General features: G+C 31.3%; 16 protein-coding genes and 3 pseudogenes. 6 read left to right on the forward strand and 13 right to left on the reverse strand.

Translation table 11 applies throughout. From position 1 onward, the window contains the following. Nucleotides 1-5: 5 nt before the first annotated feature. From ACM595_RS06905 to ACM595_RS06925, 5 genes and pseudogenes are all read right to left on the reverse strand, one after another. Nucleotides 6-1,334, reverse strand: coding sequence for an LLM class flavin-dependent oxidoreductase (locus ACM595_RS06905; RefSeq protein ID WP_002482471.1), 1,329 nt, complete (start codon nucleotides 1,332-1,334; stop codon nucleotides 6-8). Next, nucleotides 1,331-2,347, reverse strand: a complete 1,017-nt coding sequence (locus ACM595_RS06910; RefSeq protein ID WP_002482470.1) for an LLM class flavin-dependent oxidoreductase — start codon at nucleotides 2,345-2,347, stop codon at nucleotides 1,331-1,333. Before ACM595_RS06910 ends, ACM595_RS06905 begins: the two co-directional genes overlap by 4 nt. Nucleotides 2,348-2,596: 249 nt before the next feature. Next, nucleotides 2,597-3,376: an SDR family NAD(P)-dependent oxidoreductase gene (locus tag ACM595_RS06915; protein WP_002482469.1), complete on the reverse strand. Its 780-nt coding sequence runs from the start codon at nucleotides 3,374-3,376 to the stop codon at nucleotides 2,597-2,599. 161 nt (nucleotides 3,377-3,537) lie between these two features. Continuing rightward, nucleotides 3,538-5,202, reverse strand: coding sequence for a Na/Pi cotransporter family protein (locus ACM595_RS06920; protein WP_041079207.1), 1,665 nt, complete (start codon nucleotides 5,200-5,202; stop codon nucleotides 3,538-3,540). A gap of 398 nt (nucleotides 5,203-5,600) precedes the next feature. Next, nucleotides 5,601-6,890 (reverse strand): annotated as a pseudogene (locus tag ACM595_RS06925) (YhgE/Pip domain-containing protein). A gap of 158 nt (nucleotides 6,891-7,048) precedes the next feature. Between ACM595_RS06925 and ACM595_RS06930 the strand changes: the two are divergent. Both ACM595_RS06930 and ACM595_RS06935 read left to right on the forward strand, forming a co-directional pair. Further along, entirely contained in the window at nucleotides 7,049-7,654 is a 606-nt protein-coding gene (locus ACM595_RS06930; protein WP_002482466.1) for a TetR/AcrR family transcriptional regulator C-terminal domain-containing protein, read from the forward strand. 76 nt (nucleotides 7,655-7,730) lie between these two features. Beyond that, nucleotides 7,731-8,669 carry a magnesium transporter CorA family protein gene (locus ACM595_RS06935; protein WP_037537798.1) on the forward strand — a complete coding sequence of 313 codons (939 nt, stop codon included), beginning with the start codon at nucleotides 7,731-7,733 and terminating at the stop codon, nucleotides 8,667-8,669. Nucleotides 8,670-8,929: 260 nt separating this feature from the next. On the opposite strand, the gene ACM595_RS06940 is transcribed toward ACM595_RS06935, so the two are convergent. From ACM595_RS06940 to ACM595_RS06975, 8 genes and pseudogenes are all read right to left on the reverse strand, one after another. Beyond that, a complete protein-coding gene (locus ACM595_RS06940; protein ID WP_419744237.1) occupies nucleotides 8,930-9,490 on the reverse strand; it encodes a recombinase family protein in 561 nt (186 codons plus the stop codon). Between the two features lie 19 nt (nucleotides 9,491-9,509). Continuing rightward, nucleotides 9,510-10,346, reverse strand: coding sequence for an AAA family ATPase (locus tag ACM595_RS06945; RefSeq protein WP_031588352.1), 837 nt, complete (start codon nucleotides 10,344-10,346; stop codon nucleotides 9,510-9,512). After that, on the reverse strand, nucleotides 10,339-11,778 hold the full coding sequence (locus ACM595_RS06950) for a Mu transposase C-terminal domain-containing protein (protein ID WP_069826111.1): 1,440 nt from the start codon (nucleotides 11,776-11,778) through the stop codon (nucleotides 10,339-10,341). The genes ACM595_RS06945 and ACM595_RS06950 overlap by 8 nt, the downstream gene beginning before the upstream one ends. Before the next feature lie 69 nt (nucleotides 11,779-11,847). After that, complete coding sequence (locus tag ACM595_RS06955) at nucleotides 11,848-11,991, reverse strand: hypothetical protein (protein ID WP_088401729.1); 144 nt, start codon at nucleotides 11,989-11,991, stop codon at nucleotides 11,848-11,850. Between the two features lie 24 nt (nucleotides 11,992-12,015). Further along, nucleotides 12,016-13,068 (reverse strand): annotated as a pseudogene (locus ACM595_RS06960) (methyltransferase domain-containing protein). Nucleotides 13,069-13,087: 19 nt separating this feature from the next. Next, the gene (locus ACM595_RS06965; RefSeq protein WP_041079216.1) at nucleotides 13,088-13,972 is read right to left on the reverse strand and encodes a permease; all 885 of its coding nucleotides are present in this window, start codon (nucleotides 13,970-13,972) and stop codon (nucleotides 13,088-13,090) included. 89 nt (nucleotides 13,973-14,061) lie between these two features. Further along, nucleotides 14,062-14,382, reverse strand: coding sequence for an ArsR/SmtB family transcription factor (locus tag ACM595_RS06970; RefSeq protein WP_031588348.1), 321 nt, complete (start codon nucleotides 14,380-14,382; stop codon nucleotides 14,062-14,064). A gap of 32 nt (nucleotides 14,383-14,414) precedes the next feature. Further along, on the reverse strand, nucleotides 14,415-14,615 hold the full coding sequence (locus ACM595_RS06975) for a hypothetical protein (protein ID WP_031588347.1): 201 nt from the start codon (nucleotides 14,613-14,615) through the stop codon (nucleotides 14,415-14,417). Nucleotides 14,616-14,811: 196 nt separating this feature from the next. Here ACM595_RS06975 and ACM595_RS06980 point away from each other — a divergent pair. The 4 genes and pseudogenes from ACM595_RS06980 (at nucleotide 14,812) to arsC (ending at nucleotide 17,488) form a co-directional block, all read left to right on the forward strand. Beyond that, a pseudogene (locus tag ACM595_RS06980) lies at nucleotides 14,812-15,411 on the forward strand (recombinase family protein). A gap of 60 nt (nucleotides 15,412-15,471) precedes the next feature. Next, on the forward strand, nucleotides 15,472-15,786 hold the full coding sequence (gene arsR, locus ACM595_RS06985; RefSeq protein WP_000120603.1) for an As(III)-sensing metalloregulatory transcriptional repressor ArsR: 315 nt from the start codon (nucleotides 15,472-15,474) through the stop codon (nucleotides 15,784-15,786). Then, the gene (gene arsB, locus ACM595_RS06990; RefSeq protein WP_162835587.1) at nucleotides 15,783-17,075 is read left to right on the forward strand and encodes an arsenite efflux transporter membrane subunit ArsB; all 1,293 of its coding nucleotides are present in this window, start codon (nucleotides 15,783-15,785) and stop codon (nucleotides 17,073-17,075) included. The genes arsR and arsB overlap by 4 nt, the downstream gene beginning before the upstream one ends. 17 nt (nucleotides 17,076-17,092) lie before the next feature. Next, a complete protein-coding gene (arsC, locus tag ACM595_RS06995) occupies nucleotides 17,093-17,488 on the forward strand; it encodes an arsenate reductase (thioredoxin) (protein WP_003756625.1) in 396 nt (131 codons plus the stop codon). Nucleotides 17,489-17,976: the final 488 nt, after the last annotated feature.

The raw sequence follows: 17,976 nt of genomic DNA on the forward strand, positions 1-17,976 counted from the left end.
TTTAATTATTGCGTTACATGTGACTGACTATATCTATTTTCTTTAAATGGAATACCTATGTGATCACGTAATGTATCACCTTGATACTCCTGAGTATAATAACCTTTTTGTTCTAATATCGGTAAGACATGATTGATAAATTCATCATAAACCGCACCATAAATATGTGGTCCAAATATAAAGCCATCTGCTGCACCATCTTCAAACCATTCAATAATTAAATCGGCAACCTTTTCATATGTGCCCATGAATGGAGAACGGCGGACAGTTTCTTCTAAGGCAACTTCTCGTAAAGTAAGCTGATGTTCCTTAGCGCGAGCTGCGATCGCATCTGCAGTAGCACGGAAACTATTTTGTCCAACTTCGCCAAGCTCTGGGAATGGCGCGTCTAAATCATATTGACTAAAATCATGATGATCATAATATCTTCCTAAATAATCTAACGCCTCATCAATATTAGCTAATGATTTTATTTCCTCAAATCGAGATTCAACTTCATTTTCAGTTTCACCAATAATCGGTGCTAATATAGGGTATACTTTCACTTCATTAGGATTACGTCCAAATGCTTTTGCTTGCGCTTTGATACTATCATAATTGCTTTGAGCGATTTCTTTGGATTCACCTAACGTAAATACTGCATCCGCATATTTAGCTGCGTAAGCCTGACCTTTCGGAGATGCACCAGCTTGGAAAATGACCGGTTGACCTTGTTCAGAACGGCTTGCATTTAGTGGACCTTTGACCTGAAAATACTTACCTTTGTAATCTAAAGTATGCATTTTATCTTTATCAAAATACTCACCTTTTTCCACATCAAAAGTAAATGCATCGTCCTCATATGAATCCCATAAGCCTTGAACTACTTGAATATGCTCTTCGGCAATATCATATCTAATATCGTGTTCCGGATGGTCACCTTTACTATAATTATCTGCACTACCTGCAAGTGGTGATGTAACTACATTCCAACCTGCACGTCCATGGCTAATTCTATCTATTGTTGCTAACTGACGTGCTACTGTAAATGGTTCACTATAAGACGTTGAAATTGTCCCTACTAAACCGATATTTTTTGTAACTGGTGCAAGGGCAGCCAGCAATGTAAGTGGTTCATGTCGATCTAAAAAATGAGGTATCGATTTCTCATGTATATATAACCCATCGGCAACAAATACAAAGCTAAAACCTGCTGCTTCTGCTCTCTTAGCAATTTCCAACTGAAAATCAAAATTTGTACTCGCATCATCAGGCACTTCATTCGATTTCCAAGCATGCATATGACTACCTGGCCCGTTAAGCATAATTCCAAAATCTATTTTCCCTTTAGTCATACTATCCCTTCTTTCTCGTTAATCACATGCTTTGCAGGTGACATTTGTTTAACTGTTTTCATTCGTAATTCATGATTTCGAACCGGTATGTGTAACATAAATTCATCTATCAATCCATCGACATTTAATTGTTGCAATTGTTGTTTTACTTCGCTTGCTGAACCATCTAATACTTCAATTTTTTTAGTTTCAACTTCAAATGTTTCCGTACTTTGTTCTGTAAATGTGTCTAATTGTTGTTTCGTATTGACTGTAATTTTCCGACCGTCTTTGAAATGAAGTGCATAATTTGTGCGCCCTTCTTCTACCAAAGCCTTATCTGATTCACTTTCAGTCACTACTGTAGCTACACCCACGATAACTCTTCCCTCAGGATATTGTGCTTTATATGCTTTAATCGACTGATGTAACACGTCAATATTAGAATTAATAAAAAATGCATATACAAAACCTACTTTTTCGTCAGCAGCAAATTGTGCTGAATTTTCACTTCCTCCAAGTAAGTAAAGTTCTGGTGACGGAATTTCATTATTACGTATAGATGTTTGTAGCTGACTATATGCTTCTTCATCTGTGAAATCATTTTTATTAAAACGATTTAATAAGTGAAATTTTTCGTTAAAAGTTGTTTGCGGAGATTTTAATTCAGATTGTAATGCTTGAGTTGCTAAAGGAAAACCACCCGGCGCTTTTCCTATACCTAAATCCACTCTTCCAGGTGCAATATTGCTAATCAAATGAAATTGCTCAATCACTTTAAACGGACTATAGTGTTGTAACATAACGCCGCCCGATCCCACTCGAATACGTTTCGTTTGATTTAGTAAATGTGTCACTAATATTTCTGGACTCGTTCCAGCGACTTCAGGTATATTGTGATGCTCTGCAACAAAGTATCTTGTGTAATTTTCTGTATCGGCAAGTTGAGCTAATTCAACTGTACGTGCGATACCATCCCTAACAGTTTCATCAGTATCTATTGGACTTTGATCTAAAATACTCATTGATGTCATACATGAACCCTCCCAATCAATTTTCTGAATATTATATTAATAGTAATACTATGCCTGTCTCGCATATTTGTCAAGTATTCCTATCGTTTTAATAAGGATTTAAAATAACAATAATGACAGGTCATTAATTCACGTTCATATCTGATTAATGACCTGTCTTATATAGTTTCATTTATTTATAAATATTGTTGGTTGGTATATTGAATAGACCTTACCAACACTCGCATATATGAATTTAAATAATCTATACTATAACGCTGTATAACCGCCGTCGATTGTAACAACACTTCCAGTCACAAACGATGAAGCATCAGACGCTAAATATAATGCAGCACCTTGTAATTCTTCTGGAACACCTGGTCTACCAAGTGGTGTGAATTTCATCCATGTATCAATCATATCTCCGCCTTGTGCGAAATAATCTTTTGTAAGTTCTGTCTTCATGTATCCTGGTGCAATAGAATTTACACGAATACCATGTTCAGCCCATTCACTTGCTAAACTTTTCGTAAACATAATGACAGCACCTTTCGATGTATTATAGGCAGCTTGAGGTTGTGGCGTATTCACTATAATACCTGACATTGAAGATGTATTAATAATTGATCCTTTTTTCTGTTCTATCATCACTTTACCAACTACTTGTGAGACTAATACCATACTGTTAATATTTACATCCATATTTTTTACCCAACGATCGTATGGCATATCTTCAAATTTAACATGTTCATTAATACCTGCATTATTAAATAAAATATCAATACGGCCAAATGTATCCACGACATCTGTAACCATTTGTTCAACATCCGATATGCTTGTAACGTCTACTTTACATGCGATTGCTTTGTTACCTGTTTCATTTTCAAATTCAGCAGCTGTCTCCTTGGCCAATTCTAAATTTATGTCAGCAATGACTAAGTTTGCGCCCGCTTCGGCTAACCCTTTACCCATAGCTTTACCTAATCCAGAAGCACCACCCGTAACAATTGCCACTTGGTTATCTAATTTAAACTTATCGAAAACACTCATATTGTAACCTCCATTATTTCCTTATGTTATTACTAATTGTAGGATAAAATAATTAATTAAGATAGTGCAAACGCTTACTAAATTTAAAAATAATAAAGTGAGACCGGCATCACAGTTTCTAAAAGTGATTCCAGTCCCACATTCACCTCATTAAACGTAATTTAATGTGACCATTCTAATGCATGTTCCGTCTCTTCATTTGTCTCAATTTCATCGATGTCTATCATTGATTCTGAAATATTTCTCGAATGATAACCGATACGTTCTAATATACCTATCATATCAAGATATAATAAACCACCTTCTGGTGTACACTCACCTGAACTTAGTCTCTTAATATGTTTTTTCCTTAAATCATGCTCTAAACGATAAGACTCATTACTTATTTTCACAATTTCATCTCGTTTGACCCTGTCATAGACATCAAACATATCGATTGTTTTGTCAAAAGATGTCGTTACATGATCATACAATCGATTGATACTCGCTTCTGCTTTTTCAGAAATTTGAACTTGATTCGTTTGTTCTTTTTTCTTATCTAATAAATAAGCTTCAGATAATCCTGCCACTTTCAATATTGTTCGGTTTACATCTTGAAGTACCGTCATTCTTTCCGCATCTTTTTTAGATAATTTCTTTTCAGATATCTTAGTTAAATATTGACGTACATTATCATTCATATTATCTATAGCCGCGTGTTTATGCATGATGTCTCTTTCTTTTTTATCATCATATTCATTTACATTCTTAAGCATAGAAAATGTCATGTGCCCAATATTTTGAATTTCTTCTTGAGCCTCTTGGAGAGCAATGCTCGGTGCTCTATTAATAAGATTTCTGTCTAAATTTCTAGGTTTATATTTTTCATTTAAATCTTCACCTGGAACAATTTTAGTCACTACCCATGCGAGTACAAAAATAAACGGTAATTGTATTAATGTATTGGTAACGTTGAATGTACCATGTGCAAAAGCAATAACCATTTCCGGTTTTAAGTTGAGCAGACTTTGCATCCATTCAATAGCCATTTGATATAGTGGCAGTATAATTAAGAATATAGATGCGCCTATAACATTAAACATGACGTGCACCGCTGCAACACGTTTAGCTGCCAGTGAGCCAGCAAGACTCGCTAATACTGCAGTGATCGTCGTACCTATATTATCACCAAGTAAAACTGGTAATGCGCCATGTAAACTAATCAAGTCATTTGCAAAAAAGCCTTGTAAAATACCGATTGTTGCACTTGAACTCTGAATAACTACAGTCAATATTGTTCCTGCGATAAGGCCATAAATTGGATTAGAAGACATATCCAACATCAATTGTTTAAAACCTTCTAAATCAGCTAAAGGTTTAACTGCCCCACTCATCAGTTCTAAGCCATAAAACAATGCACCAAAACCAAATAGGATCATCCCTATATTTTTCACTTTACGTTTTTGAATAAAGAACATTAAAAATGCACCAATAGCTAAAATAGGAAGCGCATAAGCACCAATGTCTATACCTATAATAAATGCTGTAACCGTCGTACCTATATTGGCACCCATGATTACTCCTATTGCTTGACGCATGGTCATAAACCCTGCACTTACTAGCCCAATTGTAATTACAGTAGTTCCCGAGCTACTTTGAATTAAAATCGTTACAATCATACCGGCAAGTACACCCATGATTGGATTACTTGTAAATGTATTTAAAATGTTTCTAAGACGATCACCCGCAGCTGCCTGTAGACCATCACCCATTTGTTTAATTCCGTATAAAAATATACCTAAACCACCTATAAAAGTAAAAATAATCTCCATTACTGAAGAATCCATCATTACACCTCTTTGAATTATTTGTAAACCATGTTAATTGTATCTAATTTTTGTTAAGTCAATGTTAAACAAATATTAAAATATAAGGTAAGTTAGTCAATAAATTTGTAATCATATTGCAAGGAGATAATAAATTTCCTTAAAAGACTGGCGCAATCGAACTTTACCTTATTGATTATTTTAATTAATATTAAAAATCCGAATCGATTTTTTAGTATCGACTCAAATTTAAAACTTGCTTATTTTTATTGATGCCGCTTTACGTTTATGACTGTCATCATGTTATCAATTGAAGTGACACATAATGATAAGTGCTTTCTCCAATTTTTTACGTAAACAAAAAAAAGAGCCTGGGCATCAATAGATGTCTCAGACTCAAAAATTTATTATATTTATTTTTATGACGGAATTTCAGTACGTTTACCACTATGTTTTCTTATCATAGCAGCACTAATAGAAGATACAATACCAAAGATGATAAATCCTACAAACATCCACATTGTAGCATTCATTTCTAACGGTTGATTCATATAAAGTAATTCTCTTAAGTACTCACCATAGTGTGTAAATGGATTCCAACTTACAATATAATCTTGATAGAACTTAGGTAGCATTTGTTTAGGGAACATAACTAATTGCATACTAAAGAACATTGCAATAAAGAATATTGGTATAGATTTCATACCTAACCAAGTCATTACACCTAAAATAAGTCCAATAAATCCTAACAGTGCAATTGAGACAAATACGGCTATTTTATTAATGTCAGGGAAATCAAACCCTTGTACGGCGGACATAAAGTAAACATAGCCAAAGCCACCAATAAATGCTGTAAGTACACCCACACCTAATTGACCTAAAGATGCAATTAAACGGTGAGAAATTTTAATATTGTCAGATGTTCTAAAGGCAAAGAATAACAAGATTGATGCCACAATTGAACTGATCCACACTGGCATAAACATTAAGAAAGAAGCATTACCATTACCTTGATGATCTTTCACTTTGTGCACTTGTTTATCAGCTACTTTTACAGGATTTGTCAGTGCTTCAATTTCATTAGCACTCACTTTTACATCTTGCTTTTCTAAAGTATCTAAACTTTGTTGCGTGATTTGTTTATTTAAATTGTCACCAATACCTTTTAGTACATTAGATGAAATTTGAGATGCCTGCATATTTGCACCCTTATTAGTTATCGTTTTAAACTCTGCACGTTTAACTTTAATATCTTGAGAAGCACCTGATTTAGCCATTTGACTTTGCATTTGTTTGGCTTGTTCTGGTGGTATTTCACCTGATTTAACTTTATCTTGCATTTCTTGTTTTTTGCTATCCATCACTACTTTTTGAGTTTGACTCATAGCATGTTTTGAAAAATCTTTTTCGAAAATCGCTGCGCCATAATATTTTTGTTCGTCTAGTCCTTTTCGAACGTCTTTTTCATTATCAACCTTCACCCATTTTACTGTATCAGAATCACTATCTAAGAGTTTATCCTCTAAATTTTTCCCGATATTAATATCTTTATTTTGTATAGAAGTACCTTCATCATGATTAACGATTGCTATTGGTAATTACTTAGGTTTTGGATTATATGCTGGATAAAATGCAATTGAAAAAATTGCAAGTATGATTAGAATTGCTATAGGTGCAATCCATAATAATTTACTTTTAAAAATATTCATATTAACTTATCTCCTTCTTAAACACCTTGTTGATTAATAACTGCTTTGTTTATTATAATGAGATTGTTTCAATGAACAATATGCAATGATAACCATTATGTCCGTTTTTGAACATTTTTACTTAAATTGTCTATTAACGTACAAGGAGTTGACAATATATGATTGAAGATCGACGTGTTCGTAAAACGAAACAAGCAATTAAAAATGCATTCATTCAATTATTAAATAAAAAAGATTTAGAAAAAATCACGATACAAGATATCACAGAATTAGCAGATATTAACCGTGGCACTTTTTATTTACATTATGAAGATAAATATATTTTACTTTCAGATATGGAAGATGAGTATATCAGTGATTTAGCAGATGATATGCTTTTCTACAAAGATATGACAAAAGGGCTCAACATTGAAGCTTTCGCTAAAGTCTTTTCAGAGAAAGTGCTAAAAAATATCATGATTTATATCAATAAAAATATCGAATTTTATCAAATTATTTTTAAATTAGAGCGAAAGAGTCATATAGAAGAAAAAATATCAGAACTCATGTTTGAGAATATGTTTAAGAATGTTAATGATGACCATAGCATTTCTGGTATACCGTTAGATTACTTTCATAGTTATGTTTTTGGTGCTACGATTTCTTTTATTAAACACTGGGTTCAAGATACAAATAGAAAGGAACCTGACATTGTCGTTGGCTACTTATTTAAAATTATTTTTAATGGTCCATTGCGCTTAATGGCAAACGGACAATTAAAATAATGAATTGTATGCTTGTCAATATCATGTTTCTTCGCTAACATTAAAAAGAATTTCAAAGAAAGGACATCATTGTCTTATGATAACTGCTTACAAGCATTCACAAACCCAAGAAATTGTTCATACTGAATTAGATCAAACCGCTTCATGGATAAATGTTGTTGATCCAAATTGGGAAGAAATAGAAACTTTAATCAATCGTTATGATATTCCTGAAGATTTCATTCGAGATCCACTAGATTCAGAAGAAAGCGCCCGTGTAGATTACGATGAGGATACACGCTACTCGCTTATCATACTAGATTTACCTGTTGTTAATGACACAAACTTGAAAGTATTGTCATTTATTACGATTCCTTTAGGTATTATTATCGGTAATAAAAAGATTATTACTGTTTGTAATGTAGAAAATGAATTTCTTGATAATTTTGCACGCCAAAATATTAACTTACATTTTCACAGTCGTTTTGCATTAAATATATTATTGACCATTTCAAATCACTATAACAGAAACTTGAGATTACTTAATAAAACGCGTCTACGTATAGAACGTGACCTAAAAAATAACGTCACAAACAAACAGTTATATAATTTAATGGAAGTAGAAAAAAGTTTAGTCTATTTTTTAGCCGCGCTAAAAGGAAACGAAAGCATAATCAAAAAATTATTTAGGTTGCCAGCCATTAAACGTTTTGATGAAGACGAGGATATATTAGAAGATTTAGTTATAGAAAATAACCAAGCATTAGAAACAACAAGACTTTATACAGATATCTTAGAAAGTATTACAACATCATATGCTTCCTTACTTTCAAATGAAATGAACAATACCATGAAGACGTTAACGCTTTTCACAGTATTTTTAACTTTACCAACATTAGTATTTAGCTTTTTTGGGATGAACGTCCCCTTACCAATCAATGATCACAGTTACATCTCATGGATTATTGTGATCGGCATTTCACTTATCATTGTATCAATTGTCGGCGCATTTTTATGGCGAAAACAAAAGTTATGATTCTTAATTAAAATGTAGTAATTAAATACACAATCCTCATTTTCAAATATGATTTCATATGAATATTTAAGTACTTATATGATCAAAAAGGTTCGTTCATTTTTAGAGTAATAAAGAAAACGGTAGTTTCTATTTTATTTCAATAGAAATTACCGTTTTCTTAGTTTATGTTGTCAGTTTTGGAGTTATATGGCACAAATTTTGTGCTTTAAATGGCGCAAAGCAGGTAGACAATTATATAACTGTTTACCTGCTTTCTTTTATAACATTTCTTTAATTATTCTATAAATGGAACTCCTACTTAATCCCGTCATTTGAGCAATTTCTTCACCTGTATATTTATCACTATCATATAGTTGTTTAATATAATACCTTTGGCTTTTTTCAACTTTTTGAGGTCGTCCTCCTTTTCGACCTTTTTCTCTAGCGGCTTTCAAACCATTTGACGTTCTCTCTTGCACTAGAACTTTTTCGGATTCTAGCAACATTTGGAATACTCTAATAAAGTATTGCCCATATTCATTTTGAGTATTTATATTCAGATTAAGTACTTCTAAATGGAGGTTTTTCGATATTATTTCGTTATCTATGAAGTCCATAAACTGTTTTGGCGTTAATCCCAAAGTTTTTAAGTCATTTATAACTAAAATATCATTCTCTTTTAATTCTTCTAAACAACTTTTAAGTTCTATTTGGTTTTTACTATAAATATTTACTTTCTCAGAAAAAACTAAATCAAATCCATTGATTAACAAATGAGTTATCTCAACATCTAAATTTTGGTCAGTATAAGGTACACGTGCATATCCTATTTTTCTCATATACTACAGCCCTTTCAAATTACTCATTTTCTCCTATTAGTAAGCCATCTCTAGCAGTTTCTATCACTTCAACATTTATTTTATTCAATTCGTTAATCTCCATAATTCGTATAATTTGAGAAAATAATCTTTGTACTAATCTAAAATTACCATTCGTAATTTTTATTACCGTATTAATAGATTCATAATCTTCAAAATCCTCATAACTTAAAGGTAAGGAAAGCTCCTCCCACCTATATTCTAAAACGTGTTTTAATTCATCGTTGCTTAATTTTTCAAATTGATGACTAAAACCAATACGGGAATATAATTGAGGATACCTTGACAATCGTTTTTCTATACCTGGCATACCGATTAAAACAACACCAATATCAAGTTGATCATAAATATCTCTAATAATCTCTAGTGTTTTATAATTTAGTCTATCAACTTCATCAATAATAATTAAATCAATTTCATAATTACTTGGTTGTAATCTAACAAGTTCTTCTAATCCGTTAAATTCCTCTTGTCTTTTTAATGATCGATATCCAATTTTCCCTAATGTTAATTCACTAGCCAAGTTTAATAATTCTTTATAAATTCTTGAAGGTCTAACAGGAGGGGCAGTATAAAAAATGGTTTTGCAATTTAGAAATTGATCATCATGTACATTACTTCCTTTATCATCAGCTTTTTGATAATTAGTAATGATTGGGTTTACATAGTCCCAATTTGCATAATATTGTGCAGAAAATGTTTTACCTACACCGGGATTTCCGTAACAAACCCCCATATATTTATACTTAGCGCAATTATCACAAAATTCTTCAAATCGACGGTACTGCTTTGTTTCAACAAAAGTTTTATTAGTCATTTTTATACCTCTTTAGTTTTGACTTTTTAACTTGTTTTGCGTTATTACTTAATTCTTCATTTGATAGTTTGGGACGATTAAGATTTTGAACGAGGTGACGTGTACGAGTAATACTTTTTCCTAACTCTCTTTTTTTATTTGCTCTTAGTCTTTCGATTTCTTTTATACTTATACTTTGGTTTTCTAAATCACTGCAATATGCAATACTTAAAAATTGATTGTTTAAATAGACTCGAATTTCTGAAATATCTTGAGGATCATATCTTATAAAAACTTCTTCTGTTATATAAGCAATGAGGTTAGTAGAAAAATACCTTAGTCCTTTAAAATAGATACCATCTTTGTGTATTTTTCTAGGTTTGCTTGTAGTTAATAATAGTAAATCTAATAATTCTCTAGATTCAGGTAATTGTGGGAGAAAGTCTGGTTGATTCCATTTCTGCATCGGTTTTTCTTTTGTTGTTCCATGTTTACGATAATGATATTCGTTTATTATAAAGTGCTCAAACTTATTATTAAACTCTTCCAAAGTAAGATGTTTTCTTGACTTTTTACTTTTTGTATAACCAGGAAGTAATTGAAGAAACATTAAATTAACTGTTTGAAAAAAACGTTCTATTTTTCCTCTGCCTTTTGGTATACCTATTTTGGAATATATCAGTTCTATTTTGAGGTTAGCTGATACTTGTTGCATATGTTCTGAGGTATAATCTTTGCCATGATCAGTATAGAATTTTTCTGGTATGCCACAAATTGGCCAATTTGAATTTCCTTTTTTCCATATTGCTTGTCTTAGAACAAGTGCTGTTCTTTCAGTGTCTGGTGATCCAAATTCTATTCTGAAACCTGCAATTGCTCTGCTATAATCATCTAAAACAATTGTTAACCAAGGTCTTTCAATTTCATTCTTTTCATTTAATACTTCTATATCCAACATAGTATGATCAGCTTGCCAAATTTCATTGGGACGTTGGCACTCACGTAAAAATATACCATCGTATTTTTCAGCATACTTTTTTGAGTTCATATTTGAATAAGCTTTTAAGTTTTCAGGTATTCGCTTAATAATATTATAAACTTGGTAATAACTAGGTTCAGGAATCCTCTTATTGTTACACCACTGCTTTGTTTTGCGATATATAGAAGCTATAGAAATTCCTCTGTTACTGAAATACTCGTTCTGAACAAAATTGATAATATCTCCATCTATCTTTATTCGATGTTTATCTTTTCTCGTTTTATCTGTAAGGCCAGCTAATCCATCATTTTTGTATCTATTAATCCAATTATAAAGCGTACGCTTTGGTATTTTTGCTGATTTGCTAACTGTTCTAACTGATTTTAAGTTTTTTAAATAAGGTTCAAGGACACGATATCTTTCCATAGCTTTTTTACGTTCTTCTTCTGTAAAGTCAGCTAAATTTTGAATCATTTCAGCACCTCCATTAAAAAAAGGAAGCATACTGTTATGCTCCCTAATTTAATTGTTAATGATACGCCATTAACAACAGCCTTTATTATTCTGTTGATCTTTACTTGTATTCTCTTTTTTACTCTCTTTATTTTCTTCAATTTCAACGGAACAACAAGCTTGCTCTTTAGGTTTTAATTTAGAAATAGCTTTTTTAAATGCGTTTTTTTCCATTTTAACACCTCCTTTAATTGTTATTTAGCAACCACATGATGTGTCGCAACATTCTTCTATATCAATAGCTTCTTCATTTTCATTGATAAATTCAAAAACATCTTTATAAGGCGACTGTTTTAATATATTAAATGTTTTTTCACATACAAAAGTTCTTTCTCCACGCTCAAATATATGATCATCATCTTCAATATGTTTAAATGGACCTTTATATATAACAGATTGTCCTTTATCAATACAAGGACCTTCTTTACCTTTATGAGCTATAATCGTCATGCTTCTAAAATCAATACCTTCTATAGTAGTCCATGTACTTTCACGTTTATCTATTTCTACACCGTAAAATCCTACATTTTCGAAAGCTTCAATAAAAGATTTTTCTTCAATAGCGCCTGAATAACAACCACTCCACAAGTCTTCATCTTGTCTCAATTGTTCTGGTACTTCTACGCTAGAAACAATATCTGAGATAACGGCTTTTCCACCATCTTTTAAAACACGATAAATTTCCTTGAAAAGTTCCTCTTTTTCTTCAGTTGAAACTAAGTTTAGAACACAGTTAGATATAACCACGTCTATGCTATTATCTTTTATCATAGTCATTTCGTTTTCTAAGTAATTAATATATTGATTGATAGATTGATAAGTACCTAAATCTCTAGCAGGGTGCTCTTGTAAATATTTATCTAATACTTCTAAATCTAATTTTAAATTTTGAATCTTTCATTTATAAAAACTTACATTGTCATAACCAATTTTTTCAATCATTTGATTTTGATATTTTTTAGCAAGATTTAACATATCATCATTCATATCTACGCCAATAACTTTACCTGTTTCACCGACAATTTGAGAAACTATATAAGGAACTTTTCCTCCGCCAGAACCTAAATCCAAAACGGTATCTCCTTCTTGAATCTTACCTAAAGGATCGCCACAGCCATAATCTTTTTCTATGATTTCATCGGGTATGATTTTTAAGTATTTCGTATCATACTCTACTGGACAACATAAATTTTCTTCATGATTTTTTGCAGCATTTCCATATCTATTAATTACTGACGTTTCTGGATTCATTAATTTATCCCCCTTAAATTTAAATAATCATATTAACAATTAGTCCTGTAGCAATGGCTACAACTAAAATTGCGATAACGAATGATATTACAAATTTTTTCTTGAATAACTTAGATAGCAATACGACTTCTGGAATACTTGCGCCAGCACCACCAATTATTAATGCTACTACTGTTCCTAGCGACATACCTTTTGATACTAATGCTTCGGCTATAGGTAACATTGTTTCTGGTCTGATATACATAGGGATACCGATAACAGAAGCAATAAAGACCGATATAAAACCATCACCACTTGCATACTTAGTTATAAATTCTTCAGGTATGAATCCGTATATAAAGGCGCCAATAAATACACCAATAAATAGATAAGGTAACATTGGGTATAAAAATGCCCACGCATCGTTTAATGCTTGTTTAAAACGAGATCCTGATTTATTAGCAAAAAAGCCATCACCTTTAACATTGACCCCTTTATAACTTTCAGCTAAATTCATTTTTGAAAACACTAAACCTGTTAAAATACTGAAAATTGCTAGTACTACAAAATAAACAACAGCTACTTTCCACCCTAATAATGCCCATAACATAAATATCATTAATGGATTCATTAACGGTGAAGCAATTAAGAAACTCATTGCTGGACCAAAAGGAACTTTGGAATTTAATAGACCTGCAAGTATTGGAATAGTTGAACAAGAGCAAAATGGTGTAACAGCACCAAATATCATACCTAATATATAATTGACGGCTTTATTAGGTTTGCTCAAAAGCTTTTTAATTTTTTCTTCTGAAACAACTTGTTGAATCAGACTTACTATAAAACTCACTACTATAAATAGTAATAATAATTCAAAAAATAACATCAGAAATGTTTTTATGAATTCCATAATTGAATCTACCATTAGTATAACGCCTCCGAATTTATTTAATCAACTTTTCTTGATATAATAATCAAAAAAAATTGATTAATTCTATGTTAAAAAGAAGATACTTAAAGTATCTTACAGCAAGTATCTTCTTTTAAAACCACCTGTATTTGTTGCTCATTAATTTTATAATAATTCCATGTGCCATGCTTTTCAGCAATAAGAATATTTGCATCTACTAATTTTTTTAAATGATAGGAAAGTTTAGATTGTTTTAATGCTAATAATTCTTCTAGATCACAAACACATAAAGATTTTGAATCACTTTGACGTATTGAATGTAGAATTTTAAGTCTGATTTTATCAGCTAGCGCATTAAACATCTGTTCATAAAAGTCTAATTGTTCTTCCTCAGTTCTATTAGGACTGGACTGAATAATTTCCATTAAATAATCACCTCTCTTATATATAGATATTTCTATTTTTGTTTGAGTTCTTGTATTGCTTGATTAAAATGAGTTTTTGTTATTTTACCATACATGTCAGGTTCACCTTTAAAGAACTCATTTTTCATATATGATATAGCTTCTTTTAAAGAAACTTCTCTTGATATCATAATTAGATTTAAGTAGCTAACAAAATAATCAACAGATAATGTACCTGCATGATTTATTCTCATAAAATCGAACTCCTTTATAAAATACTAAAACAATACATCAATTTTTTTTGATGTATTAACTATAAATTATTAATGCAACTTTTGCAAGTTATTAAATTCTGTTATTTAGGGTTTACCCTAATCGAACAATAAAAAATACTTGTAAAATGCTATTTTCATTTGTATGATTAGGGTGTATGAAAAAGGGGTGCTAAAAATGATAGTTGGTTATGCAAGAGTTTCGACCATTGATCAAAATTTAGATAGGCAAATTGAAAATTTGCAATCTTTTGGTGCTGAGAAAATTTTCACAGAAAAACAATCAGGTAAATCTATAGAAAACAGACCTGTTTTTCAAGAAGTATTAAATTTTTTAAGAATGGGAGATCGTTTAATTGTTGAATCTATTGATAGACTAGGAAGAAATTACGAGGAAATAATTCAAACAGTTAATTACTTAAAAGATAAAGAAGTTTAGCTCATGATAACGAGTTTACCTATGATGAATGAAGTCATTGGAAATCCACTACTAGATAAATTTATGAAAGATTTAATTATTCAAATTTTAGCAATGATTTCAGAACAAGAAAGAAATGAAAGTAAACGTCGACAAGCTCAAGGGATTCAAGTCGCCAAAGAAAAAGGTATATATAAAGGGAGACCTGTTCTGTATTCTCCCAATGCTAAAGACCCACAAAAGCGTTTAGTTTATTACCGAGTTGTTGAATTACTTGAACAGGGTAAATCTATAAGTACTATAGCTAAAGAAGTTGGTATTACACGTCAAACTATATATAGAATAAAAAATAGTAAATAAAATAACATAGACAATAATCTATATAGATGTTAATCTATTTAATGTCTAGGAGGTTTATTCATGTCTTATAAAGAACTATCAACAATATTAAAAATTTTATCAGATCCAAGTAGGTTAGAAATATTAGATTTACTTTCTTGTGGTGAGCTATGCGCTTGTGACTTATTAGAACACTTTCAATTCTCACAACCTACACTAAGTCATCATATGAAGTCATTAGTAGATAATGAATTAGTTACAACACGAAAAGACGGCAATAAACATTGGTATCAACTTAATCATGCTATTTTAGATGATATTATCCAAAACTTGAACATCATTAATACATCTAATCAAAGATGTGTATGTAAAAATGTGAAATCAGGTGACTGTTGATGACTATTTTAGCAATTGTAATTTTTCTTTTAACTTTAACCTTTGTGATTTGGCAACCAAAAGGTTTAGATATTGGTATTACAGCTTTAATTGGAGCTGTTGTTGCCATCATTACAGGAGTCGTAAGTCTTTCTGATGTATTAGAAGTAACAGGTATTGTTTGGAATGCAACTTTAACTTTTGTGGCTGTTATTCTTATTTCATTAATATTAGATGAAATTGGTTTTTTTGAATGGTCTGCGATACATATGGTCAAGGCTTCAAACGGTAATGGCTTAAAAATGTTTGTTTTTATTATGTTACTTGGGGCAATTGTAGCAGCATTTTTCGCAAATGATGGTGCAGCTTTAATCTTAACGCCTATTGTATTAGCGATGGTAAGGAATCTAGGATTTAATCAAAAAGTGATTTTCCCCTTTATTATTGCCAGTGGTTTTATTGCTGATACTACATCACTTCCCTTAATTGTAAGTAACTTAGTTAATATCGTTTCTGCAGATTACTTCGATATTGGATTTATTGAATATTTTAGCCGAATGATCATTCCTAATATATTCTCTCTGATTGCTAGTATTCTCGTTTTATGGTTATATTTCAGAAAATCCATACCTAAAACGTTCGATACAGAAAATCTATCAGATCCTAAAAGTGCAATTAAAGATTCTAAGTTATTTAAGCTTTCATGGATAGTATTAGCAGTACTACTCGTTGGATATCTTGTTAGCGAGTTTATCCAAATTCCTGTATCAATTATTGCTGGTATTATTGCTTTTATCTTTGTAATATTAGCTCGTAAATCTAAAGCAGTTCATACAAAACAAGTGATTAAAGGTGCACCATGGAATATCGTTGTATTCTCTATTGGTATGTATCTTGTTGTGTTTGGACTAAAAAATGTAGGTATTACAACGATCCTTGGGGATGTTTTAACAAACATTTCAAATTATGGGTTATTTAGCAACATCATGGGTATGGGCTTTATAGCTGCTTTCTTATCTTCGATTATGAACAACATGCCAACTGTTTTAATAGATGCAATAGCGATTGGCCAATCCAGTGCTACAGGAATATTAAAAGAAGGCATGGTTTATGCGAATGTCATAGGTTCTGATTTAGGACCTAAAATTACGCCAATTGGTTCTTTAGCAACATTATTGTGGCTACATGTCTTAACACAAAAAGGTGTGAAGATTTCGTGGGGAACATACTTTAAAACTGGAATTATCATCACTATTCCAGTCCTATTTGTAACACTCTTAGGTTTATACCTTACACTAATCATATTTTAAGAAAAGGGGCTTTAATTATGGATAAGAAAACAATTTATTTTATATGTACAGGAAACTCTTGTCGTAGCCAAATGGCTGAAGGTTGGGGAAAGGAAATATTGGGTGAAGGTTGGAATGTCTATTCTGCTGGTATTGAAACACATGGTGTTAATCCTAAAGCAATAGAAGCTATGAAAGAAGTAGATATTGATATATCAAACCATACGTCAGACTTGATTGATAATGATATTTTAAAACAATCAGATTTGGTCGTAACGTTATGTAGTGATGCAGACGATAATTGTCCTATTTTACCACCAAACGTTAAAAAAGAGCATTGGGGTTTTGATGATCCAGCAGGTAAAGAATGGTCAGAATTCCAACGTGTTAGAGACGAGATTAAATTAGCTATAGAAAAGTTTAAATTGAGATAATCATAAACACCTCTTATTTAGTTAATAAGAGGTGTTTTGCCATTTAAAGAACAAAATTTGTGCCATATAACTCCAAAACTGACATATATATATAGATATAAAAAGAGAGTGTACAGAAAATGGTTATTTTCTGTACACTCTCTATAATAATGTATAATATTTATTAAAAGATATCTTGTTAATTATGTTAGTTGAATAATTTTAATACCCGAGGAGTGGAATACTTTGGATGAAAAAATAACAGATATACGTATAATAAAATCAAGAGAAAAGATAGAAAGTGCTTTAGTAAGCTTATTGAATACATATAACTTTGATGAAATATCAGTAAAAGATATTTGTAAAAGGTATTAAAGAAAATTCGGCCTTTCTGGTACGTCCAGATTGTTATGTGTCTGTAACTACTGATGTTCAAAATCTGGAACCAATAAAAAATATGATTCATAAGTATAGTATTCGTCACTTAAACTAAATAGTCCAAAATAGAG

This window comes from Staphylococcus sp. LKG3-1 (assembly GCF_048568385.1).
In the GTDB taxonomy this organism is placed as follows: Bacteria; Bacillota; Bacilli; order Staphylococcales; family Staphylococcaceae; genus Staphylococcus; species Staphylococcus saprophyticus.